Annotated in this window: 28 protein-coding genes; 26 read left to right on the plus strand and 2 right to left on the minus strand. The window is 60.9% G+C overall.

All coding sequences use genetic code 11. From position 1 onward, the window contains the following. Window positions 1-6: 6 nt before the first annotated feature. The 3 genes from ABVN21_RS03265 (at window position 7) to ABVN21_RS03275 (ending at window position 1,597) form a co-directional block, all read left to right on the plus strand. The gene (locus tag ABVN21_RS03265; RefSeq protein WP_007980742.1) at window positions 7-492 is read left to right on the plus strand and encodes a chemotaxis protein CheW; all 486 of its coding nucleotides are present in this window, start codon (window positions 7-9) and stop codon (window positions 490-492) included. Beyond that, window positions 493-885, plus strand: a complete 393-nt coding sequence (locus ABVN21_RS03270) for a DUF2802 domain-containing protein (protein ID WP_339553915.1) — start codon at window positions 493-495, stop codon at window positions 883-885. Window positions 886-1,102: 217 nt separating this feature from the next. Continuing rightward, entirely contained in the window at window positions 1,103-1,597 is a 495-nt protein-coding gene (locus ABVN21_RS03275; protein WP_339553914.1) for a hypothetical protein, read from the plus strand. Between the two features lie 107 nt (window positions 1,598-1,704). On the opposite strand, the gene ABVN21_RS03280 is transcribed toward ABVN21_RS03275, so the two are convergent. Both ABVN21_RS03280 and ABVN21_RS03285 read right to left on the minus strand, forming a co-directional pair. Then, complete coding sequence (locus ABVN21_RS03280; protein WP_339553913.1) at window positions 1,705-2,034, minus strand: EscU/YscU/HrcU family type III secretion system export apparatus switch protein; 330 nt, start codon at window positions 2,032-2,034, stop codon at window positions 1,705-1,707. Then, the gene (locus ABVN21_RS03285; RefSeq protein WP_339553912.1) at window positions 2,031-3,605 is read right to left on the minus strand and encodes a flagellar hook-length control protein FliK; all 1,575 of its coding nucleotides are present in this window, start codon (window positions 3,603-3,605) and stop codon (window positions 2,031-2,033) included. The genes ABVN21_RS03280 and ABVN21_RS03285 overlap by 4 nt, the downstream gene beginning before the upstream one ends. Before the next feature lie 198 nt (window positions 3,606-3,803). Here ABVN21_RS03285 and ccmA point away from each other — a divergent pair, with 198 nt between their 5' ends. The 23 genes from ccmA (at window position 3,804) to phnP (ending at window position 22,417) form a co-directional block, all read left to right on the plus strand. Then, entirely contained in the window at window positions 3,804-4,439 is a 636-nt protein-coding gene (gene ccmA / locus ABVN21_RS03290) for a cytochrome c biogenesis heme-transporting ATPase CcmA (RefSeq protein WP_339553911.1), read from the plus strand. Further along, window positions 4,436-5,104, plus strand: coding sequence for a heme exporter protein CcmB (ccmB, locus tag ABVN21_RS03295; protein WP_007980754.1), 669 nt, complete (start codon window positions 4,436-4,438; stop codon window positions 5,102-5,104). The genes ccmA and ccmB overlap by 4 nt, the downstream gene beginning before the upstream one ends. Before the next feature lie 80 nt (window positions 5,105-5,184). Further along, on the plus strand, window positions 5,185-5,940 hold the full coding sequence (locus ABVN21_RS03300) for a heme ABC transporter permease (protein ID WP_339553910.1): 756 nt from the start codon (window positions 5,185-5,187) through the stop codon (window positions 5,938-5,940). Beyond that, on the plus strand, window positions 5,937-6,113 hold the full coding sequence (gene ccmD, locus ABVN21_RS03305) for a heme exporter protein CcmD (protein ID WP_007980758.1): 177 nt from the start codon (window positions 5,937-5,939) through the stop codon (window positions 6,111-6,113). Before ABVN21_RS03300 ends, ccmD begins: the two co-directional genes overlap by 4 nt. Further along, the gene (gene ccmE, locus ABVN21_RS03310; RefSeq protein WP_339553909.1) at window positions 6,110-6,565 is read left to right on the plus strand and encodes a cytochrome c maturation protein CcmE; all 456 of its coding nucleotides are present in this window, start codon (window positions 6,110-6,112) and stop codon (window positions 6,563-6,565) included. Before ccmD ends, ccmE begins: the two co-directional genes overlap by 4 nt. A 3-nt stretch (window positions 6,566-6,568) precedes the next feature. Then, complete coding sequence (locus tag ABVN21_RS03315) at window positions 6,569-8,557, plus strand: heme lyase CcmF/NrfE family subunit (RefSeq protein WP_339553908.1); 1,989 nt, start codon at window positions 6,569-6,571, stop codon at window positions 8,555-8,557. Beyond that, the gene (locus ABVN21_RS03320) at window positions 8,554-9,090 is read left to right on the plus strand and encodes a DsbE family thiol:disulfide interchange protein (protein WP_034146308.1); all 537 of its coding nucleotides are present in this window, start codon (window positions 8,554-8,556) and stop codon (window positions 9,088-9,090) included. The genes ABVN21_RS03315 and ABVN21_RS03320 overlap by 4 nt, the downstream gene beginning before the upstream one ends. Further along, complete coding sequence (locus tag ABVN21_RS03325) at window positions 9,087-9,557, plus strand: cytochrome c-type biogenesis protein (RefSeq protein ID WP_339553907.1); 471 nt, start codon at window positions 9,087-9,089, stop codon at window positions 9,555-9,557. The genes ABVN21_RS03320 and ABVN21_RS03325 overlap by 4 nt, the downstream gene beginning before the upstream one ends. Next, window positions 9,554-10,756, plus strand: a complete 1,203-nt coding sequence (gene ccmI / locus ABVN21_RS03330; RefSeq protein ID WP_339553906.1) for a c-type cytochrome biogenesis protein CcmI — start codon at window positions 9,554-9,556, stop codon at window positions 10,754-10,756. The genes ABVN21_RS03325 and ccmI overlap by 4 nt, the downstream gene beginning before the upstream one ends. Window positions 10,757-10,770: 14 nt before the next feature. Next, the gene (locus ABVN21_RS03335) at window positions 10,771-11,178 is read left to right on the plus strand and encodes a hypothetical protein (protein WP_339553905.1); all 408 of its coding nucleotides are present in this window, start codon (window positions 10,771-10,773) and stop codon (window positions 11,176-11,178) included. 673 nt (window positions 11,179-11,851) lie between these two features. Then, window positions 11,852-12,685: a phosphonate ABC transporter ATP-binding protein gene (gene phnC, locus ABVN21_RS03340; RefSeq protein WP_339553904.1), complete on the plus strand. Its 834-nt coding sequence runs from the start codon at window positions 11,852-11,854 to the stop codon at window positions 12,683-12,685. Window positions 12,686-12,729: 44 nt separating this feature from the next. Next, entirely contained in the window at window positions 12,730-13,740 is a 1,011-nt protein-coding gene (gene phnD / locus ABVN21_RS03345; RefSeq protein ID WP_339553903.1) for a phosphonate ABC transporter substrate-binding protein, read from the plus strand. A gap of 168 nt (window positions 13,741-13,908) precedes the next feature. Then, complete coding sequence (gene phnE / locus ABVN21_RS03350; RefSeq protein WP_339553902.1) at window positions 13,909-14,691, plus strand: phosphonate ABC transporter, permease protein PhnE; 783 nt, start codon at window positions 13,909-13,911, stop codon at window positions 14,689-14,691. A 37-nt stretch (window positions 14,692-14,728) separates the two neighbouring features. Next, window positions 14,729-15,433 (plus strand): phosphonate metabolism transcriptional regulator PhnF, encoded by a 705-nt coding sequence (phnF, locus tag ABVN21_RS03355; RefSeq protein ID WP_339553901.1) that lies wholly within the window; start codon window positions 14,729-14,731, stop codon window positions 15,431-15,433. A gap of 11 nt (window positions 15,434-15,444) precedes the next feature. Beyond that, complete coding sequence (gene phnG, locus ABVN21_RS03360; RefSeq protein WP_339553900.1) at window positions 15,445-15,894, plus strand: phosphonate C-P lyase system protein PhnG; 450 nt, start codon at window positions 15,445-15,447, stop codon at window positions 15,892-15,894. Then, window positions 15,894-16,484 carry a phosphonate C-P lyase system protein PhnH gene (phnH, locus tag ABVN21_RS03365; RefSeq protein WP_339553899.1) on the plus strand — a complete coding sequence of 197 codons (591 nt, stop codon included), beginning with the start codon at window positions 15,894-15,896 and terminating at the stop codon, window positions 16,482-16,484. The genes phnG and phnH overlap by 1 nt, the downstream gene beginning before the upstream one ends. Next, the gene (locus ABVN21_RS03370) at window positions 16,484-17,560 is read left to right on the plus strand and encodes a carbon-phosphorus lyase complex subunit PhnI (protein WP_339553898.1); all 1,077 of its coding nucleotides are present in this window, start codon (window positions 16,484-16,486) and stop codon (window positions 17,558-17,560) included. Before phnH ends, ABVN21_RS03370 begins: the two co-directional genes overlap by 1 nt. Beyond that, window positions 17,553-18,425, plus strand: a complete 873-nt coding sequence (locus ABVN21_RS03375) for an alpha-D-ribose 1-methylphosphonate 5-phosphate C-P-lyase PhnJ (RefSeq protein ID WP_339553897.1) — start codon at window positions 17,553-17,555, stop codon at window positions 18,423-18,425. Before ABVN21_RS03370 ends, ABVN21_RS03375 begins: the two co-directional genes overlap by 8 nt. Continuing rightward, the gene (gene phnK / locus ABVN21_RS03380; protein WP_339553896.1) at window positions 18,422-19,228 is read left to right on the plus strand and encodes a phosphonate C-P lyase system protein PhnK; all 807 of its coding nucleotides are present in this window, start codon (window positions 18,422-18,424) and stop codon (window positions 19,226-19,228) included. Before ABVN21_RS03375 ends, phnK begins: the two co-directional genes overlap by 4 nt. Window positions 19,229-19,256: 28 nt before the next feature. Next, window positions 19,257-19,976, plus strand: a complete 720-nt coding sequence (gene phnL, locus ABVN21_RS03385; RefSeq protein ID WP_339553895.1) for a phosphonate C-P lyase system protein PhnL — start codon at window positions 19,257-19,259, stop codon at window positions 19,974-19,976. Next, window positions 19,966-21,111 carry an alpha-D-ribose 1-methylphosphonate 5-triphosphate diphosphatase gene (locus ABVN21_RS03390; protein ID WP_339553894.1) on the plus strand — a complete coding sequence of 382 codons (1,146 nt, stop codon included), beginning with the start codon at window positions 19,966-19,968 and terminating at the stop codon, window positions 21,109-21,111. Before phnL ends, ABVN21_RS03390 begins: the two co-directional genes overlap by 11 nt. Then, a complete protein-coding gene (gene phnN, locus ABVN21_RS03395) occupies window positions 21,111-21,677 on the plus strand; it encodes a phosphonate metabolism protein/1,5-bisphosphokinase (PRPP-forming) PhnN (protein ID WP_339553893.1) in 567 nt (188 codons plus the stop codon). The genes ABVN21_RS03390 and phnN overlap by 1 nt, the downstream gene beginning before the upstream one ends. Next, the gene (gene phnP / locus ABVN21_RS03400) at window positions 21,668-22,417 is read left to right on the plus strand and encodes a phosphonate metabolism protein PhnP (RefSeq protein ID WP_339553892.1); all 750 of its coding nucleotides are present in this window, start codon (window positions 21,668-21,670) and stop codon (window positions 22,415-22,417) included. Before phnN ends, phnP begins: the two co-directional genes overlap by 10 nt. The last annotated feature ends 19 nt before the right edge of the window (window positions 22,418-22,436 follow it).

Here is a 22,436-nt window from a genome sequence, read left to right on the forward strand (position 1 = left end):
CAGGGTATGAATGACAAGGCAACGGCGGCAAAGGGTTCCGAAGATCCGATCCTGCAATGGGTAACCTTCAAACTGGACAACGAAACCTACGGCATCAACGTGATGCGCGTTCAGGAAGTCCTGCGCTACACCGAAATCGCCCCGGTGCCGGGTGCCCCGAGCTACGTGCTGGGCATCATCAACCTGCGCGGTAACGTGGTCACCGTGATCGACACCCGTCAGCGCTTTGGCCTGATGAACGCAGAAATCAGCGACAACACCCGTATCGTCATCATCGAAGCCGACAAGCAAGTGGTCGGGATCATGGTCGACAGTGTGGCCGAAGTGGTTTACCTGCGTCAGTCGGAAATCGAAACCGCGCCGAACGTCGGTAACGAAGAATCCGCCAAATTCATTCAAGGCGTGTGCAACAAGAACAACGAACTGCTGATCCTTGTCGAGTTGGACAAGATGATGAGCGAAGAAGAATGGTCGGAACTGGAGAGTATCTGATTGATTCTTGAGGTTGCGGTCATTGTCCTGTTCCTGTTTTGGGCAGGCACGCTGGCAATGTTTCTGGCGTACATTCGCGCTCAAAAGCAGATCGCCGCGCAACAGGCCCAGGGTGAAGCGCTGCGTGATCAGCGCATCAAGGACCTGGCCAAGCGTGTTGACGACTATCAGAACGGCAACGTGCGCATGGGTGAAGACCTGCACGAACTGCGTTCGATCGTCGGGCCCTTGCCGGACAAACTGGCTCAGCTCGAACAGCGCGACCCTTCCAGCCTGTCATTCGCCCAAGCAGCGCGACTGGTCGGGATGGGCGCGAGCGTCGACGAACTGACCCAGTCCTGCGGCTTGACCCAGGCTGAGGCGGAGTTGATGAGCAAGCTTCACAAGAACTGAGTTTTGCGCTCAAGCTGAAATCGCCATCGCGAGCAAGCTCGCTCCCACAGGGTCCAGTGCTCAACACATACTGTGTGAGCGCCACAAATCACGGTGAGAGCGAGCTTGCTCGCGATGGCGTCCCCGAAACCTCAGTAATCATCCGCGCGTGCGGTGACTCTTTCTCCGCAAAATGCCTTCTCCGGATACTCACACCTGTGCAGCGACAAGGAAGCCTATGCTCGACATTTTTCGTAGCACACCGCTGTGGGTTTATGCAGTCTTTTTGATCTTGACTTATTACGGTGTCAGCGCTTGCTTCAAGAGCCATGAATCGAAGCGTTCGTTGCAAATCACGCCAGCGATATTCATCGCCATTTCTCTAGTCTCGCTGAAACTCTCCCAAGGCATTGCGATCCCGCTCTCAGTCTATGCGCTGGGATTGCTCGCGGGTTGGATGTTGGCATTGCGCTTTTATTCATACCAAGGCGCAGAGCGCGTCGGTGAATGTCTGGTACTGAATGGCACCGTCAAGGTGCTGGCTGTGTATTGGGGATTCTTTGCTTTGCGTTACTACAGTGGATATCAAGAGGCCATGCACCCGGAGCTCGCCGAAGAAGTACCGGCGATAGCCACGTCAGAACTGACGTCAGGCATCATCAATGGTTTGATCCTGGGCCGCAGCCTCAAGCTTTTGCGGTTTTTCAAGGCAGATACCGTGGCGCAGTTGTAGGCGCGAGCAGGCTCGCTGCGACAGTGGTTTTATAACGGACACAAAATATGTGTTCGCTGAAGATCAATTGTGGGAGCGAGCTTGCTCGCGATGGCGTTTTCGAAACCTCAATAATCATCCCCGCGTGAGGTCACATCCTTCTCGACCCTCGGCGCATTCGGATCATGCCCCACGGGAAACTTGCCTTTCAGATTCCACGCAAACGCAATGATCTCGGCAATCGTGCGGTACAACTCCTCCGGAATACTGTCCCCCAACTCCATCCGCGCCAACAGTTTCACCAGCTCGGCGTTTTCGTAGATTGGCACTTCGTAATCACGGGCGATCCGCAGAATTTCTTCCGCCAGTTCTTCGTCACCCTTGGCCGTGAGGGTAGGTGCATGGTTGCCGTCGTATTTAAGGGCGATGGCTTGGCGTGGGGCGTTGGGGTTGCTCATGCGTTTTCGTCGACCCAGCGTTGTTCGAGGCGGTTTTGCGGACCTGCGGGCGGTTTGCCGTGATGGCAATCGAGATCGCCGACGTTCAGGCCCGAGGCGAGCAGGCGTTCGCGCAACCCCGCTAGATTGTTTTCGATCAGGCTGGCGGTGTAAGGCCGTTCCGCCCAGAGCTGGCTGGACAGGCTGCCCTTGATCAACTGCGCCTGGACCTGAAGCGGCCCAAGCGGCTCCATGTCGAACGCCAGGTCGACGCGCCACAGTTGCTGTTTGGGTTCGCGCTCATCGCGGCGGTCGTGTTGCGCTTCTTTCTCCGGTGCTTCTTCGCGCTGAAACTTGACCTGCAACGGTACGATGTCCTGCATGTTGCGCATCGGGATTTCCAGTTGCCAGGTGCTCATCAAGCGGCCATCGCTGGTGACGCCGGTCTGTTCCAGACTCGATAGCTGATGGCTTTGCAGGCGCGAAACCGCCGCAGCGGCCAGGCGCAACAGGTGTTCTAGATCATCTTCGCCTTCCGCGCCCTGCAACAGGCGCTCGGGCAACGGGAAACCGGTCGGGGATGGTTTGGCACTGACTTGCCCCAACATGCCGAGTGCATTGCGTACAAAATTCGGCATGGCCTGGGCCAGGGTGTTGGCGGCGATGATCGCGTTGAGGTTGCTGTTGGCCGGCAGCCCGGGTGTCAGTTGGGCAATCAACTTGAGCAGGTCGGCTTTCATGTCCGGCGCGAGCGTTGGGTTCTGCCCGGTCAGCAGTTTTGATTCGAGGAATGCGCCGCTGCCGGCGAGCGCCAACGCCAGGCCTTTCGGCGTGCTCAGTTGCTGAACATCAGGCAAACCGGCGAGCAACTTGTCGGCGACGGCCCGCAGGTCCAGGGAGGTCTGATCCGAGGCCGGCAGGTTTTGCAGGAGTTTGAGCAATCCGTCCAGCGAGCCTTGGCGACTTAGTTGGCTGACCAATTGTTGAGTCACCGCCAATTGTTCCTGGCGGTTACTCAGCGGTACGAATTTCAACGTTTGGCTGTCTTGCACCTGCGCACTCAATAAAGTGCCGATGCGCAACGGCTGCGGGCTGTCGATGCTCAAGGTGCTGCCGCTCAGGGCGGTATTTAGCAGACTCACCATCGAGCGAAACACCGCTGGCTGCCCCGGCACTTGCGGCAACACCTGAGATGTCAGCACTTTGCCTTGCAGCAGCGTGCCAACCGGCAATTGTGCGGTGTCGATGCGGGTGAGGGTGGCGACGCTGGAGGCGATGGCCTGTTGCACGGTGACCGCCAGATTACCCGCCGAGGGCTGGGTGACCGCCATATTGGTGCCTTGGGCCAATGGCTGGTTGCTGCTGGCCTGGACTGTAGTTTGACGGCCGTTTTCGAGGGTGACCTTGAGCAACAACTGAAAGGTCTGATCCGTCTGCTTGAGTGACAGCACTTCGGCATTGGCGGTCTGACCGGCGGTGATCAGGCCCTCCATCGGCGTCAGCAGCTTGATCAGCTCGCCACTCAGTACCAGCGGACGCGTGGTCGCCGGGGTGGTCTGCGGTAGCGGAAGGATGTTCATTTCGCCTGTCATACGCGGTCACAACCTTGGGAAAATGCGCTCTTTAGAGTAGGAGATGGCATGTATAATGCCGCCGCGTTGTATACAGAGTGGCGCAAACGTTGCAATTATTTGACCCAGCTCTCTAGTTCGGGCTGCCAATACATTTATTCTGCATCACTTTAACGGCCGCGCCAGAGCCGACTTGAACCGTATAAGGCCCGTGAACCCTTGACCAGTCCAGTCCTGCAAACCGTTGCCCTTGCCTGTGAGCGAGATCTTCGGCTGCTTTTCGAAAATCTCGATTTGAGACTGGCCAGTGGCGAAATGGTACAGATCAGCGGCCCCAACGGCAGTGGAAAGACCAGTCTGTTGCGCCTGTTGTCGGGGCTCATGCAACCGACCGCTGGTCAAGTGTTGCTCAACGGCCAGTCGCTGCACGAGCAGCGTACCGAGTTGGCGCGCAATCTGTTGTGGATCGGCCATGCTGCCGGGATCAAGGATTTGCTGACGCCGGAAGAGAACTTGAGCTGGCTTTGCGCCCTGCATCAACCGGCCTCTCACGAGGCGATCTGGCAAGCTCTGGCGGCGGTGGGTTTACGCGGTTTCGAAGATGTTCCCTGTCACACACTGTCCGCCGGTCAGCAACGCCGCGTGGCGCTGGCGCGGTTGTATCTGGACAGTCCGCCGCTATGGATTCTCGACGAGCCGTTCACCGCCCTCGACAAGCAAGGCGTTGCGCAGCTTGAGGAACACCTGGCCACTCATTGCGAACGCGGCGGCATGGTGGTTTTGACTACGCACCATACACTGAGCCGGATGCCGGCCAGCTATCGCGACATCGACTTGGGGAAATGGGCCGTATGAGTGTTTTCGGCCTGTTGGTCGCCCGCGAGGCTCGTCTATTGTTCCGCCGTCCTGCGGAATTGGCCAATCCGCTGGTTTTCTTTGCCATCGTGGTTTCGCTGTTCCCGTTGGCGGTCGGTCCCGAGTCTCAATTGTTGCAAACCTTGTCTCCGGGACTGGTCTGGGTGGCGGCCCTTTTATCGGTTTTGCTCTCGCTGGACGGGCTTTTCCGCAGTGATTTCGAAGACGGATCGCTGGAACAGTGGGTCCTTTCGCCGCACCCCCTGGCGCTTCTGGTTTTAGCCAAGGTGCTGGCACACTGGGCTTTCTCCGGCCTGGCACTGGTTTTACTCGCACCTTTGCTGGCGTTGATGCTCGGTTTGCCTGCCGCTTGTCTGCCGGTGTTGCTGCTTTCTTTATTGCTGGGTACACCGGTGCTGAGCCTGCTCGGTGCGGTGGGCGCGGCCCTGACGGTCGGTTTGAAGCGCGGTGGCCTGTTGCTGGCGTTGCTGATTTTGCCGTTGTACATCCCGGTGTTGATCCTTGGCAGTGGCGCCTTGCAGGCCGCCTTGCAAGGCATGCCGGCGACCGGTTATCTGCTATGGCTTGGTAGCCTGACCGCCCTGGCGATAACCCTGACACCCTTTGCAATAGCTGCTGGCCTGAAGATCAGCGTCGGCGAATAATGAGGTCTGGTTAATTATTAACCAGCAAAGACCCTTTGGCTGCTTCGTGATAGCGAACAGCAACCGTGATGGAAACAGTAATGAACTGGACCTGGTTTCATAAGCTCGGCTCACCCAAATGGTTTTACGGCATCAGCGGCAAAATGCTGCCGTGGCTAAGCATCGCTGCGTTGTTGCTGATCACCGTTGGCGTGGTCTGGGGCCTGGCCTTCGCGCCGCCGGACTATCAGCAGGGCAACAGCTTTCGCATCATTTATATCCACGTTCCGGCCGCCATGCTGGCGCAGTCCATCTACGTGATGCTGGCCGTCTGCGGCGTCGTCGGGCTGGTGTGGAAAATGAAACTGGCCGATGTGGCGCTGCAATGCGCGGCGCCCATCGGGGCCTGGATGACCGCTGTGGCGCTGGTGACTGGCGCGATCTGGGGCAAACCGACCTGGGGCTCGTGGTGGGTCTGGGATGCCCGACTGACGTCGATGCTGATTCTGCTGTTCCTGTACTTCGGTCTCATTGCATTGGGCAATGCCATCAGCAATCGTGACAGCGCGGCCAAGGCCTGCGCGGTGCTGGCGATTGTCGGCGTGATCAACATCCCGATCATCAAGTACTCGGTGGAGTGGTGGAACACCCTGCACCAGGGCGCGACTTTTACCCTCACCGAAAAACCGGCGATGCCTGCCGAAATGTGGCTGCCATTGCTGCTGACGGCGCTGGGTTTCTACTGTTTCTTCGGCGCGGTGTTGCTGCTGCGCATGCGCCTTGAAGTGCTCAAGCGTGAAGCGCGGGCAAGCTGGGTGAAAGCGGAAGTGGAAAACAGCCTGGAGGTCGCTCGATGAGTTTTGCTTCATTCGGCGACTTCATCGCCATGGGCCATCACGGCCTGTATGTCTGGTCGGCCTACGGCATCTGCCTGGCGGTGCTGGCCCTCAACGTGGCGGCGCCGATCCTGGCCCGCAAGCGGTATCTGCAACAAGAGGCGCGTCGTCTGCGCCGGGAGAACGGCAAGTGAATCCCCTGCGTAAAAAGCGTCTTATCATCATTCTGGCGATTCTGGTCGGGGTCGGCGCTGCCGTCGGCCTGGCCCTGAGCGCCCTGCAGCAAAATATCAATCTGTTTTACACCCCGACCCAGATCGCCAACGGTGACGCGCCGCAAGACACACGCATCCGCGCCGGTGGCATGGTCGAGAAGGGTTCGCTGCAGCGTTCCAGCGATTCCCTGGACGTGAAGTTCGTCGTTACCGACTTCAACAAATCCGTGACCATCACCTATCGCGGCATCCTCCCGGACCTGTTCCGCGAAGGGCAGGGCATCGTCGCCCTGGGCAAGCTCAACGCCGACGGCGTGGTGGTGGCGGACGAGGTGCTAGCCAAGCACGATGAAAAGTACATGCCACCGGAAGTGACCAAAGCGTTGAAAGACAGTGGTCAATCCGCACCAACACCCGCGAAGGAGGGTTGATCCATGACTTCCGGCATCTTTATTCCTGAGTTGGGCCATTTGGCGATGATCCTGGCGCTGTGTTTTGCGCTGGTACAAGCCGTGGTGCCGTTGCTCGGTGCCTGGCGCGGCGACCGCTTGTGGATGAGCCTGGCGCAACCGGCCGCGTGGGGCCAGTTCACCTTCCTGCTGTTCGCCTTCGGCTGCCTGACCTACGCCTTCATGGCCGACGATTTCTCTGTCGCTTATGTGGCCAACAACTCCAACAGCGCCTTGCCGTGGTACTACAAGTTCAGCGCCGTGTGGGGCGCGCACGAAGGTTCGTTGCTGCTGTGGGCCTTGATCCTCGGCGGCTGGACCTTTGCGGTGTCGGTGTTCTCCCGACAATTGCCGCAAGTGATGCTGGCGCGGGTGCTGGCGGTGATGGGCATGATCAGCACCGGTTTCCTGCTGTTCCTGATCCTCACGTCGAACCCGTTCAAACGCATCCTGCCGCAAGTGCCCAGTGATGGCGCCGACCTCAATCCGCTGCTGCAAGACATCGGCCTGATCGTGCATCCGCCGATGCTGTACATGGGCTACGTCGGTTTCTCGGTGGCGTTCGCGTTTGCCATCGCCGCGTTGATGGGCGGTCGCCTTGATGCGGCTTGGGCACGTTGGTCGCGTCCGTGGACCATCGTCGCCTGGGCGTTCCTCGGTATCGGCATCACCCTCGGTTCTTGGTGGGCCTACTACGAACTCGGCTGGGGCGGCTGGTGGTTCTGGGACCCGGTGGAAAACGCCTCGTTCATGCCGTGGCTGGTGGGCACCGCGTTGATTCACTCGTTGGCGGTCACGGAAAAACGTGGCGTGTTCAAGAGCTGGACCGTGTTGCTGGCCATCGCCGCGTTTTCGTTGAGTTTGCTGGGGACCTTCCTCGTACGTTCCGGCGTGCTGACCTCGGTGCATGCCTTTGCGTCCGACCCCGAGCGCGGTGTGTTCATCCTGATTTTCCTGCTGTTTGTGGTCGGCGGTTCGCTGACGCTGTTCGCGCTGCGCGCACCGGTGGTCAAGAGCCAGGTCGGCTTTAACCTCTGGTCCCGGGAAACCCTGCTGCTGGGCAACAACCTAGTGCTTGTGGTGGCGGCTTCGATGATCTTGCTCGGCACTTTGTACCCGTTGATTCTCGATGCAATGACCGGCGCAAAGCTGTCGGTCGGCCCGCCGTACTTCAACGCGCTGTTCATTCCGTTGATGGCATTGCTGATGATGGTGATGGCAGTCGGCGTCATCGTGCGCTGGAAAGACACGCCGGTGAAATGGCTGCTGAGCATGCTGACCCCGGTGCTGCTCGGCAGCGCCGCGCTGGCGGTGGTGGCCGGTGTCGCGTACGGCGATTTCAACTGGGCGGTGCTGGCGACTTTCATGCTGGCGGCCTGGGTGTTGCTGGCCGGTGTGCGTGACATTTTCGACAAGACTCGCCACAAAGGCCTGATCAAAGGTTTGCCGACCCTGACCCGCAGCTATTGGGGCATGCAGGTGGCGCACCTGGGCATCGCGGTTTGCGCACTCGGCGTGGTGCTGTCGAGCCAGAACAGCGCCGAGCGCGACTTGCGCCTGTCGCCGGGCGAATCCATGGCCCTGGGCGGTTATCAGTTCATCTTCGAAGGCGCCAAGCACTTCGAAGGCCCGAACTTCACCTCCGACAAGGGCACCGTGCGAGTGATCCGCGACGGCAAGGAAGTCAGCGTGCTGCACCCTGAAAAACGTCTGTACACCGTGCAGAACTCGGTGATGACCGAAGCCGGGATCGACGCCGGTTTCACCCGTGATCTCTATGTCGCCCTCGGCGAGCCGTTGGGCGATGGCGCCTGGGCTGTGCGCGTTCATGTGAAGCCGTTCGTGCGCTGGATCTGGTTCGGCGGGTTGCTCACCGGTCTGGGCGGGTTGCTGGCGGCATTGGATGGCCGTTATCGGGTCAAGGTGAAAAGCCGCGTGCGTGAGGCACTGGGCATGTCTGGAGCGACTGCATGAGACGTTGGTTGATGCTGCTGCCACTGGCGATTTTTCTGGTGGTCGCTGTTTTCCTTTACCGGGGCCTGTACCTGGACCCGGCCGAGTTGCCCTCGGCAATGATCGGCAAACCGTTCCCGGAATTTTCCCTGCCGGCAGTGCAGGGCGACAAGACCCTGACCCGCGCTGATATCGTCGGCAAACCGGCGCTGGTTAACGTCTGGGGTACGTGGTGCATTTCCTGCCGGGTCGAGCACCCGGTGTTGAACAAACTGGCCGAGAAGGGCGTGGTGATTTACGGCATCAACTACAAGGACATCAACGCCGATGCCTTGAAGTGGCTGGCGGAATTCCACAACCCGTATCAACTGGACATCCGTGACGATGCCGGCACCCTGGGCCTGAACCTCGGTGTGTACGGTGCGCCGGAAACCTTCTTCATCGACGCCAAGGGCATCATCCGCGACAAGTTCGTTGGTGTAATCGACGAGCAAGTCTGGCGTGAAAAACTGGCGGCCAAGTATCAGGCGCTGGTCGACGAGGCCAAGCCATGAAGCGCTGGATCGCCGCTGTTGTCCTGGGACTGAGCATGGCTGGCGTGGCTCACGCGGCCATCGACACCTACGAGTTCGCCAAGGAGGGCGATCGCGAGCGTTTTCGCGAGCTGACCAAAGAACTGCGTTGCCCCAAGTGCCAGAACCAGGACATCGCCGATTCCAACGCACCGATTGCTGCCGACCTGCGTAAGGAGATTTTCCGCATGTTGGGCGAGGGCAAGGACAACCAGCAGATCATCGACTTCATGGTGGATCGCTACGGTGATTTCGTCCGCTACAAACCCGCTCTGAACGCCAAAACCGCGTTGCTCTGGTTCGGTCCTGCCGGGCTGCTGTTAGGCGGTGTTGTGGTCATCGCGGTGATCGTCCGCCGTCGACGCGCGCAACGCACCGACACCCCGGGCTCGCTTTCTGCCGAGGAGCGCGAGCGCCTCGACCAACTGTTGGATAAAAACCAAGAATGATTGATTTCTGGCTCGCTGCAGGTCTGCTGCTACTGGTTGCCCTGAGTTTTCTGTTGATCCCCATTCTGCGTAGCCGTTGCGCCCAGCTCGAAGAGGATCGTACTGCCCTGAACGTGGCTCTGTATCAGGAGCGCGTGGCCGAGTTGCAGGTTCAGCGCGAAGAAGGCGTTCTCGATGCCGCGCAGATGGATGCCGGTCGGGCCGAAGCCGCCCGCGAATTGCTCGCCGACACCGAAGGCGTTGCCGCGCCACGGGTGTCGCGCCTGGGCAAACCGGCACCGTTGCTGGCCGCAGTTCTGGTGCCGGTGCTGGGTTTGGCGTTGTACCTGCATTTCGGGGCCAGCGACAAAGTCGAACTGACCCGGGAATTCTCCCAGGCGCCGCAGTCGATGGAAGAAATGACCCGGCGTCTGGAGCGCGCGGTCGCGGCGCAGCCGGACTCCGCTGAGGCGCTGTACTTCCTCGGTCGCACCTACATGACCCAGGATCGTCCTGCCGATGCGGCGAAGATCTTCGAGCGCACCGTGAATCTGGCCGGTCGTCAGCCGGAACTGCTCGGCCAATGGGCACAGGCCCAGTATTTCGCCGATGGCAAGAAGTGGTCGGACAAGGTTCAGGCCCTGACTGACGAAGCGCTGAAAGCCGATCCTAAAGAAGTCACCAGCCTTGGCCTGCTGGGTATTGCTGCCTTCGAAGCTCAGCGTTATCAGCAAGCGATCGACTACTGGAATCGCCTGCTGGAGCAACTGCCGCCCGAGGACCAATCCCGTGTCGCGCTGCAGGGCGGCATTGCCCGCGCCACCGAGAAACTGGTGGACAGCGGTGGCAAAGTGGCCGCGGCACCGGTGACCAAACCGGCGGCGCTGCTCAAGGTCCGGGTGGATCTGGCGGCCGATTTGAAAGCCAAGGTCCAGCCGGGCGACAGCGTGTTCATCTTCGCCCGCGCCACCTCCGGCCCACCCGCGCCGCTGGCGGCCAAACGCCTGACCGTGGCTGACTTGCCGGCGACGGTTGAACTGGGCGATGCCGACGCAATGATGCCGCAGTTGAAACTGTCGAACTTCCCTGAAGTCCAACTGGTTGCGCGCATCTCCCGCGCCGGCCAACCGACGGCGGGCGAGTGGATCGGTCGCAGCCAACCCTTGGCCAGCAGCACCACCGCGCCGCAAACACTGACCATCGACAGCCCGGATAAATAACAGGAAACGCCACTATGACCTCCATCGCTCGTATCACCCTGCTCAGCGTTGTTTTGGGGCTGAGCGCTTGTGCGGTCCAACGGCCTCCCGAGCAGCAAACTCCGCCACCGATTCCGCCGTCGCAGCCGAGCACCAAACCAGCGCCTTCGACGGTACCGAGCAAACCGACTACTCCGACCAAACCCGCTAAACCGTTGCCTCGCACTTCCGCGAGTTTTGCGCCGCCGCCGGGAGGGAATAGTCACTGGGATGCGAAGTTGGGTGTGTATGTGCTGGATGACCAGCCGAACACGTTCTATCGCCAGCGCACGTATTACCGTTGGGATAATGGCTGGAGCCGGTCGATCAGTCCGAAAGGGCCGTGGGAAGAGACGGATATCCACGGAGTGCCGGGTGGATTGGGACGGCAGTTCGGGCAGTGATGCAAAAGGCGACCTTCGGGGTCGCCTTTTTTGTGCGTGCGAAAAAATGTCGGGCTCGCCTGTAGGAGCTGGCTATAGCCGACCGGGTACTTGGACGGAGTGCATATCCATTTCTGCGGTAACGGCGGCTTAAGGTTCCGCCCTTACGGCGACTCACTTTTTTCAAACCGGTACGTGTCAAGGTACCTGTCGCCTTGCTCCTACAGTTGTTAGCCCGTTACGCCCTTAATCTCAGGGCGTTCTGGGTTTAGATACACGGCATCTGCCAGCCATGGCGGCCTGACAGCCGACCAGATTTTCATGTATCTCCCCCAACCTCTGTAGGAGCTGGCTTGCCAGCGATAGCGGTGTGTCAGTCGACGCATTGAACGCCTGGACGGCCGTCATCGCTGACAGGCCAGCTCCTACAGAGGAACGCGTATATCAGGAGGAAATTGCTCGGCTTTAAGGCCGCCATCGCTGGCAGGCCGGATCCTACAGGGATCTCAGGTGATGAAAGGGCTGCGCAAACAAAGACCAACTGGGCGACTGACCCGCTCAACCTTTCACAAAACCTTCATCAAATAGTTAATCCAGCGACATGTGCGAGTCATAGGGCTGACATGCCCGGTGCCTAAAGTCTGTTGAACTCAAATACAGCCACGGACGGCTGTTCAACCAGACAGAGAAGCCCATGAACGCAGCTATCCATGTCGATCACCTGAACAAGACCTTTGCGCGTAAAACCGCACTGGTCGACCTCGACCTGACCATCGCGGCCGGTGAGATGGTCGCGCTGATCGGCGCGTCCGGCTCAGGCAAATCCACCTTGTTGCGCCACCTCGCGGGCTTGGCCTGTTGCGATAAAAACAACGGCGGCAGCGTCAAGGTGCTGGGGCGGGAAGTGCAGGCGAGCGGGCGGCTCAATGGCAAGGTGCGGCGCCTGCGCGCCGACATCGGCTACATCTTTCAGCAGTTCAACCTGGTCAATCGCCTGAGCGTGCTCGACAACGTGCTGCTCGGTTGCCTGGGCCGCATGCCGCGCTGGCGTGGCAATTTGAGCTTGTTCAATGCCGAAGAAAAACAATTCGCCATGCAGTCTCTGGACCGCGTCGGCCTGGCTGATCTGGCGGCGCAGCGCGCTTCGACCCTGTCCGGCGGACAGCAGCAACGCGTGGCGATTGCCCGCGCCTTGACCCAGCGTGCCGAGGTGATTCTGGCGGATGAGCCGATCGCCTCCCTCGACCCGGAATCGGCGCGCAAGGTCATGGAAATCCTCGCCGACATCAACCGCCGCGACGGCAAGACCGTGGTGGTGACCCTGCATCAAGTCGATTACGCCACCCGCTATTGCCCGCGCGCCGTGGCGCTCAAGGGCGGGCGTATCCATTTCGATGGCCGCGCCGCCGAGCTCAGCGGGCAGTTCCTCAACGATTTGTATGGTGCCGACATCGACACCAGCCTGATGTGTTCCGACCAGCTTCGCCCGGTCGAAACCACGCCACGGCTGGTGATGGCGCGCGCGTGATAACTCTCGAATTCCCCAACCGTTCACCCTCAGGAAGCCTTTCCATGTTGAACCGTATCGGTCGCGTTTTTGCTGGTGCAGCACTGCTCGCCAGTTGCGTCATGGGCACCGCCCAGGCTGAAGAAAAAGCCATCAACTTCGGCATCATGTCCACCGAGTCCTCGCAGAATCTCAAGAGCATCTGGCAGCCGTTTCTGGATGACATGCAAAAGCAGACCGGCCTGAAGATCAACGCCACGTTTGCCTCCGACTATGCCGGCCTGATCCAGGGCATGCGCTTCAACAAGGTCGATGTCGCGTGGCTCGGCAACAAGGCGGCGATCGAAGCGGTGGATCGTTCCAACGGCGAAATTTTCGCCCAGACTGCTGCCGCCAGCGGCGCTGCCGGTTACTGGAGCGTGTTGATCGCGCGCAAGGACAGCCCGATCAACTCCGTTGAAGACATGCTGAAAAACGCCAAGAACCTGACCTTCGGCAACGGCGACCCGAACTCCACCTCGGGCTATCTGGTGCCGGGCTATTACGTGTTCGCCAAGAACCACGTCGATGCCGCCACTGCGTTCAAGCGCACCCTCAACTCCAGTCATGAGGTCAACGCGTTGAGCGTGGCCAAGGGCCAACTGGACGTGGCGACCTTCAACACCGAAAGCTGGGATCGCCTGGAAGTGACCCAGCCGGATAAAGCTGCGCTGCTGAAAGTGATCTGGAAGTCGCCGCTGATCCCCGCCGACCCGCTGGTGTGGAGCAAGGCCTTGAGCGACAGCGAGAAGCAGAAAATCCGCGATTTCATCTTCAGCTACGGCGACACCGATTCCGAGAAAGCCGTGCTCGCCGGCATGCAGTTAGGCAAGTTCCTGAAGTCCAGCGACGACCAGTTGTTGCCGATCCGTCAGCTTGAGCTGTTCAAGCAACGCACCACGATCAACGCCGACACCAAGCTTGAAGCGGCGGACAAGGCCAAGAAACTGGCCGACATCGATGCCGAGCTGGCCAAGCTGCAAGAGCGCATCAGTTTGCTTGAGAAGAGCGAAAAGAAGACCGCCAACGCCGGTTGATCCATGCCGCAGTAACTGTAGGAGCAAGCTTGCTCGCGATGACTGAGTGTCAGTCGACATTGATGCAGCCTGTCACGCCGCCATCGCGAGCAAGCTTGCTCCTACAGGGTTTTGTATCCGCCATGACGATGTGCATCGCTTCTTCGAACGCTTCTTAAGAGAAACCTCATGACCACTCTCCACGCTGAAGCCGTCGGCAAACAATCCTGGCCGCGATACGCCGGTTGGGGCCTGTTCCTGGTCTTGCTGGCCTGGGCCTGGCACGGCGCCGAAATGAATCCGATGGCGCTCTACCGCGATTCGGGAAACATGGCGACCTTCGCTGCCGATTTCTTCCCGCCGGACTTCCATGAATGGCGCTCGTACCTCAAGGAAATGATCGTCACTTTACAAATCGCCCTGTGGGGCACGGTGCTGGCCATTGTCTGCTCGGTGCCGCTGGGCATTCTCTGCTCGGAAAACATCACCCCTTGGTGGATTCACCAACCACTGCGCCGGGTGATGGACGCGTTCCGTTCGATCAACGAAATGGTCTTCGCCATGTTGTTCGTGGTGGCAGTCGGCCTGGGTCCGTTCGCCGGGGTACTGGCGCTGTGGATCAGCACCACCGGCGTGCTCGCCAAGCTGTTCGCCGAAGCGGTCGAGGCGATTGATCCAGGTCCGGTCGAAGGCGTTCGCGCCACCGGCGCCAGTGCCTTGCAAGAAGTGATCTACGGCGTGATCCCGCAAGTGATGCCGTTGTGGGTTTCGTACGCGCTGTACCGCTTCGAGGCCAATGTGCGCTCGGCAACGGTGGTGGGAATGGTCGGTGCCGGCGGGATCGGCGTGATCCTGTGGGAAAACATCCGCGCTTTCCAGTTCGTACAGACCTGCGCCGTGCTGCTGGTGATCATCGTCGTCGTCAGCCTGATCGACATCCTCTCGCAACGCCTGCGCAAGCGGTTCATCTGATTTTCGGAGGGGTGCCCACGGGCGCTTTTTTTAAAGCATGCAGTTGTCTAGACAAGATGAACCGGTGTACCGCGAACTGGCCGACATCCTGCGTCGGGAATTGGCTGGCTTTCGCGCCGGGGACTTCCTGCCGGCTGAAGTGCAGCTGGCCGAACGCTTCGGCGTCAACCGCCACACCTTGCGCCGCGCCATCGATGAGTTGGTGTTCGAAGGCAGCCTGTTGCGCCGTCAGGGCAAGGGCACGCAAGTGCTGGAGCGTCCGTTGATTTACCCAATGGCTGCCGACAGTGCCTACAGCCAGTCACTGTCGGCCCAAGGGTTGGGCGTCGAGGCGGTGTTGCTCAAGCGTCGCTACTGCTTCGCCAGCCGTGAAGAAGCGCAGCATTTGGGCATCGCCGAGATGGCACCGATGATCGAATTGCAGACTTTGCGCAAGCTCGATGGCCAACCGGTCAGCCTGATCCGCCATCGCTACTGCGCCAGCCATGCGCCGTTGTTGGCGGACTACAACGGTGGGTCTTTGCGCCAATACCTCCGTGAACGCGACTTGCCACTGACCCGCACCCAGAGCCTGATCGGCGCCCGTTTGCCCAACCGCGAAGAAGCCGCGCTGCTGATGATGCCCCGGCACTTGCCGGCGCTGAGTGTGTACACCCTTTCCCGCGATCGCGACGGCCGTGCGGTGGAGCTGGCCCAGTCCACCAGCCGTTCGGATCGCTTCCAGTACCAGGTCGTCACCTGATGGAGAACGCAATGCAAAACCCTGTTCCTCACACCGAACGGCAGCACTGGATCGGCGTGCTGGCCCGCGCTCGTCGCAGTGAATTGCACCCCTTCGAAGACGCACTGCGCGACATCGAATACCAACTGATCCGCGCCCCGGAAATCGGCATGACCCTGGTTCGCGGCCGAATGGGCGGCAACGGTGCGCCGTTCAACGTCGGTGAAATGAGCGTGACCCGTTGCGTGGTGCGCCTGGCCGACGGCCGTACCGGATACAGCTATCTGGCGGGGCGCGACAAGGTCCACGCCGAACTGGCCGCCCTGGCCGACGCGCATTTGCAGGGCGCGCAACAGCGTCATTGGTTGGCGGAAATGATCACGCCGCTGGCGCACGCGCAGTCCGAACGCAGGGCGCAGAAAGAGGCGGAAACCGCCGCCACCAAAGTCGAATTCTTCACCCTCGTGCGAGGAGAGAACTGATGAGCGCACAGCTGTTGCAACCGGCGTTCGCCGATCCGGTACTGGACGCCCAGCGCGGTTTTCGTGCGGCACTCAAGGCCCTGGCCGGCCCCGGTTCGATCCAGACCTTGCAGTCCACCCCCAGTCTCGAAGGGTTGGAACCGGCCACTTACGCACTGTGCCTGGCGTTGTTGGATGTCGACACGCCGCTGTGGCTGGCGCCGTCCTTCGACACGCCGTTGATCCGCGCCAACCTGTCGTTCCATTGCGGTTGCCCGCTCACCGCCAAGCGAGAGGACGCGCGATTTGCGTTGCTCGCCGCCAATGATCTGCTTGACCTCAGCGGCTTTGACCATGGCAACGACCGCTACCCCGATCAGTCCTGCACCTTGCTGGTTCAGCTGCCAGGCCTCGACGGCGGGGCAGGGTTGAAGTGGCGCGGACCGGGGATCGAAACCGAACACGGCGTGGCGTTGCCGGTGGCCGATGGCTTCTGGCGCGAACGTGAACGCCGCAACGAATTTCCCCGGGGCCTGGACCTGTTTTTTGCTGCCGGCCAAGACCTGATCGGTTTGCCGCGCAGCACCCGCATCGCAGAGGAGCGTGCCTGATGTACGTAGCCGTCAAGGGTGGCGAACAGGCCATCGACAACGCCCACCGTCTGCTGGCGAAAAAACGCCGGGGCGACACCTCGGTCACTGAACTGAGCGTTGAGCAGATCCGTCAGCAACTGCCGCTCGCCGTGGCGCGGGTCATGAGCGAAGGCTCGCTGTACGACGAAGAGCTGGCCGCGCTGGCGATCAAGCAAGCGGCGGGCGATCTGGTGGAAGCGATCTTCCTGCTGCGCGCCTACCGCACCACGTTGCCGCGCTTCAGCCCAAGCCTGCCGATCGACACTTCGAACATGCTGCTCAGTCGGCGCTTGTCGGCGACCTTCAAGGATGTACCGGGCGGGCAACTGCTGGGGCCAACCTTCGATTACACCCATCGCCTGCTGGATTTTGCCTTGCTCGCCGAAGGTGAATATCCGGGACCGCAAACAACCGCGAGCGCACGCCTCGAACCGTGCCCGCGCGTCCTCGGTTTGCTGGCCCAGGAAGGCTTGATCAAGAATGAGTCGGACAACAATGAAACCGTAGCGGACATCACCCGCGATCCGCTGGAACTGCCCGCCAGCCGCGCCGAGCGCCTGCAAGCGCTGGCCCGTGGCGATGAAGGTTTCTTGTTGGCGCTCGGCTATTCGACCCAGCGCGGTTACGGGCGCAACCACCCGTTCGCCGGGGAAATCCGCATCGGTGAAGTCGAGGTATGGATCGAGCCTGAAGAGCTGGGTTTCCCAATCAACCTGGGCAGCATCGAAGTCACCGAGTGCGAGATGGTCAACCAGTTCGTCGGCTCGGCCACCGAACTGGCGCAGTTCACTCGCGGCTACGGTCTGGCTTTCGGTCATGCCGAGCGCAAGGCCATGGGCATGGCGCTGGTCGACCGTGCGTTGCGCGCCGAGGAGTTCAACGAAGAGATCGAATCCCCGGCGCAGCAGGAAGAATTCGTGCTGATGCACTGCGATAACGTCGAGGCCGCCGGGTTTGTTTCGCACCTGAAATTACCTCACTACGTGGATTTCCAGGCCGAGCTGGAGTTGATCCGCAAACTGCGCAAACCTGCCGAGGGCAGCAATCATGAATGACCTGAAGCAGGCACCCGTGCGCGACGCGGCGTACAACTTCGCCTACCTTGATGAACAAACCAAACGCATGATCCGTCGCGCCTTGCTCAAGGCCGTGGCGGTCCCCGGTTATCAGGTGCCGTTTGGTGGGCGCGAGATGCCGCTGCCTTACGGCTGGGGCACCGGTGGCATGCAACTGACCGCGGCGATTCTCGGCGATGACGATGTGCTCAAGGTCATCGACCAAGGCGCGGACGACACTACCAACGCTGTATCGATCCGCCGCTTCTTCGCTCGCACTGCCGGTGTTGCGACCACGGAATGCACCCCGGACGCGACAGTGATCCAGACGCGTCACCGCATCCCGGAAACGCCGCTGCACGCCGATCAGATCATGGTTTACCAAGTGCCGATTCCCGAGCCGCTGCGCTTCATCGAACCGTCGGAAACCGAGACCCGGACCATGCACGCCCTCAATGATTACGGGGTCATGCACGTCAAACTCTACGAAGACATCGCCACTTTCGGCCACATCGCCACGGCCTACGCCTACCCGGTGATGGTCGACGAACGCTACGTGATGGACCCGTCGCCGATCCCGAAATTCGACAACCCGAAGCTCGACATGAGCCCGGCGCTGATGCTGTTCGGCGCCGGTCGTGAAAAGCGTCTGTATGCGGTGCCGCCGTTTACCCGAGTCACCAGCCTCGACTTCGAGGATCACCCCTTCGAAGCGCAAAAGTGGGACGAGTGCTGCGCCATTTGCGGTAGCCGTGAATCGTTCCTCGACGAGCTGATTCTCGACGATGCCGGCACCCAGAGCTTCGTCTGTTCCGACACTTATTACTGCGCCCAGCGCGTCAGCCAGCAGGAGCAGGGCCAATGAACCAGGCGCTGAAAAACGATCTGTCCGTGTCCACCGAACCTTTGTTGCAAGTGCGTGATTTGTCGCTGTTGTATGGACCTGAGAAGGGCTGTCAGGGCGTCAGTTTCGATCTGTATCCCGGCGAGGTTTTGGGCATTGTCGGCGAGTCCGGCTCGGGTAAATCGACCTTGCTCTCGTTGCTCAGCGGACGCCTGCCGCCGCAAAACGGCCGCATCAGTTATCGCGATAAACAGGGTCAATGGCTGGACCTGTACAGCGCCAGCGAAGCTGAACGCCGTACCTTGCTGCGCACCGAATGGGGCTTCGTCGAACAGAACCCGCGTGATGGCTTGCGCATGGGCGTTTCCGCCGGGGCCAACATCGGCGAGCGCCTGATGGCCCAGGGTGTGCGCAATTACCAGCAACTGCGCGGGGCGGGGATCGACTGGCTGAGCCAGGTGGAAATCGATCCACAGCGCATCGACGACTTGCCCCGTACCTTCTCCGGCGGCATGCAGCAACGCCTGCAAATAGCCCGCAACCTGGTGTCGAGTCCGCGGCTGGTGTTCATGGACGAGCCGACCGGTGGCCTCGATGTCTCGGTGCAGGCGCGCTTGCTCGATCTGCTGCGCGGCTTGGTGCGTGAGCTGGACCTGGCGGTGGTGATCGTCACCCACGACCTGGCGGTGGCGCGTCTGCTGGCAGATCGGTTGATGGTGATGCGTCGTTCGCGAGTGGTGGAAACCGGCCTGACCGACCAGATCCTCGACGATCCGCAGCACCCTTATTCGCAACTGCTGGTGTCTTCGGTGTTGCAGCCGTGAAGCCCCGTCCAACTGTGGAAACCGAGCGATGAATACCTTGATCGAGGTCCGTGACCTCTCGAAAACCTTCACCCTGCATCAACAGAACGGCGTGGTCCTCAATGTGCTGCGCGGCGTGGATTTCAGTGTGGCGGGCGGCGAATGCCTGGTGCTGCACGGCCAATCCGGCGCCGGCAAAAGCACTTTGCTGCGCACCTTGTATGGCAACTATCTGCCGGCGGGCGGCAGCATCCGCGTGCAGCACGACGGGCAATGGCTGGAGCTGGTGGGCGCCGAGCCTCGGGACATTCTTCAGGTGCGTCAACGCACCCTCGGATACGTCAGCCAGTTCCTGCGGGTGATTCCGCGAGTGGCCTGTCTCGATGTGGTCATGGAGCCGGCGCTGGCCCGTGGCTGGTCGAGACACCTGGCGCAATCGCGCGCCGAATTGCTGCTCACGCGCCTGAACATTCCGCAACGCCTGTGGCAACTGGCGCCCGGAACCTTCTCCGGGGGCGAACAGCAACGGGTCAACATCGCCCGCGGCTTTATGGTCGCGTGGCCAGTGATGCTGCTCGACGAACCGACGGCTTCGCTGGACGACAACAACCGTCAGGTGGTGCTGGAACTGATGAACGAAGCCAAAGAAGCGGGTGCCGCGCTGATCGGCATTTTCCACGACCGCGTCGCCCGTGAAGCGGTTGCCGACCGCCATCTCGACATGACGCCTGCCGTTGCAAGCCAAGAGGAATACGCCGATGCCCGTTGAACAGATCCTCAGCAATGCCCAACTGGTCACCGCTGACCGCGTGTTCTACGGCACCGTAGTGCTGCGTGACGGCTTGATCGCGGACGTCGCCGAAGGCCCGAGCCGCTTGCCCCAGGCCCAGGACCTCAACGGCGATTACCTGCTGCCTGGCCTGGTCGAGCTGCACACCGACAACCTGGAAAAACACATGACCCCGCGCCCCGGCGTGGACTGGCCGTCGCGTTCGGCGGTGCTCAGCCACGATGCGCAGATCATTGCGGCGGGCATCACCACGGTGTTCGACGCGGTGTCCATCGGCGACGTAAACCCCAAAGGCAATCGCATGCAGAAATTGCCGGCGATGCTGGAAGCGATCTCCAGCGCCTCCGACGCCGGGCTGACCCGCGCCGAGCACCGTCTGCACTTGCGCTGTGAACTGTGCCACCCGGACACCCTGAGTGTGTTCCGCGATCTGGTGGAGCATCCGTTGGTGCAACTGGTGTCGGTGATGGACCATTCGCCGGGTCAGCGCCAATTCGTGCTGGAGTCCAAGTACCGTGAGTACTACATGGGCAAATATCACCTGACCACCACCCAGATGGATGAATTCATTACCTTGCAAATGGCCAATTCCCGGGAATACAGCGACCGCTACCGCGCGGCGATTGTCGAGCATTGCCTGGGGCGCGGCTTGTCGGTGGCCAGCCATGACGACGCGACCCTGGCACACGTCGAGGAATCGGCGCGCTACGGCATGACCATCGCCGAATTCCCGACCACCGTCGAGGCGGCGCGTGGTTGCCGTGTGCAGGGCATGAAGGTGTTGATGGGCGCTCCGAACATCGTGCGCGGTGGTTCGCACTCGGGTAACGTGGCCGCCGCTGACTTGGCGGCACAAGGGCTGCTGGACATCCTTTCCAGTGACTACTATCCGGCGAGTCTGCTACAAGCGGCGTTTGCACTGGCAACGCAGAACAACCGGATCGGCCTGGCCGAATCGGTGCGCATGGTCAGCCTGGCGCCGGCCAAAGCCGCCGGGTTGAGTGATCGTGGTGAAATTGCATCGGGCTTGCGTGCTGATCTGCTGCAAGCGCGGAGCCTGGACGGCCTGCCGGTGGTCCAACAAGTCTGGCGACAAGCAAAGAGGGTGTTTTGATGGCGGGCAGGTTGATCTATCTCATCGGGCCTTCAGGTTCGGGCAAGGACAGCCTGCTCGATGCTGCGCGAACGCGGTTGGCTGAGCGTGGCTGCCGCATCGTGCGGCGGGTCATCACCCGTTCACCGGAAGCGGTAGGTGAAGCGGCGCAAGGCGTCAGCCCGGAGCTGTTTGCCGAGATGGAGGCTCAGGGCGCATTTGCCCTGAGCTGGCACGCCAACGGATTGGCGTATGGCATCCCGCGGGAAATCGATGACTGGCTGGCGGCGGGGCAGGATGTGTTGGTCAACGGTTCGCGCGGGCATTTGGCGCAAACCCGCGAGCGCTACCCGCACGTGCTGGTGTTGTTGCTCACCGTGGACCAAGTGGTGTTGCGTCAGCGCTTGTTTGCGCGCGGTCGTGAGTCCGTCGCGGAGATTGATCAGCGATTGGCGCGCAACGCGCGTTTCAGTGAAAGTCTGCTGGCTGACAATTCGGATGTGCATTTGCTCGACAACTCCGGCCCCATCGAACGTACGGTCGAGCGCCTGCTGGCCTGCATGCAAGAGCCAGCCGCATGCGCCTGACGCTGCTGGGCACTGGTGACGCCCGACAGGTGCCGGTCTACGGTTGCGAATGCCCGGCCTGCGTTCGGGCACGCGCCGATGACCGCTGGCGCCGACTGCCGTGCTGCGCGCTGATCGAATGTGGCGATCAGCGCTGGTTGATCGACAGCGGCTTGCCAGACCTCACCGAACGCTTCCCGCCGCGCAGCTTCAACGGCATCTTCCAGACTCACTACCACGCCGATCATGCCCAGGGGTTGTTGCACCTGCGCTGGGGCCATGGACTGGTGATTCCGGTGCACGGGCCAGTGGACCCGGAAGGGTTGGCTGACCTCTACAAACATCCCGGCATCCTCGATTTCAGCCAGCCTTTCGAGGCCTTCGAAACCCGATCCTTCGGCAGCCTGAGCGTGACGGCGCTGCCTCTGCTGCACTCCAAACCCACCCTTGGCTATTTGCTGGAAGGCGAAGGGCGGCGCATTGCTTACCTGACCGACACCGTTGGCCTGCCACCGGCCACCACGGAGTTTTTGCAACGTCAGCCGCTGGATGTGCTGGTGCTCGATTGCTCCATGCCCCCGCAGCCACAGGCTCCACGAAATCACAACGACCTGAACCAGGCGTTGCAGTGCATTGACGAGTTGAAACCGGCTTCGGCGGTGTTAACGCATGTCGGGCATACGCTGGATGCTTGGTTGATGGAGCATCGCGGCGCGCTGCCGGGTAATGTCCGCGTGGGGGTTGATGGGGGTGTGGTTTAACGCCAAAAACATCGCACCC

It is taken from the genome of Pseudomonas sp. MYb327, from assembly GCF_040438925.1.
Taxonomy (GTDB): domain Bacteria; phylum Pseudomonadota; class Gammaproteobacteria; order Pseudomonadales; family Pseudomonadaceae; genus Aquipseudomonas.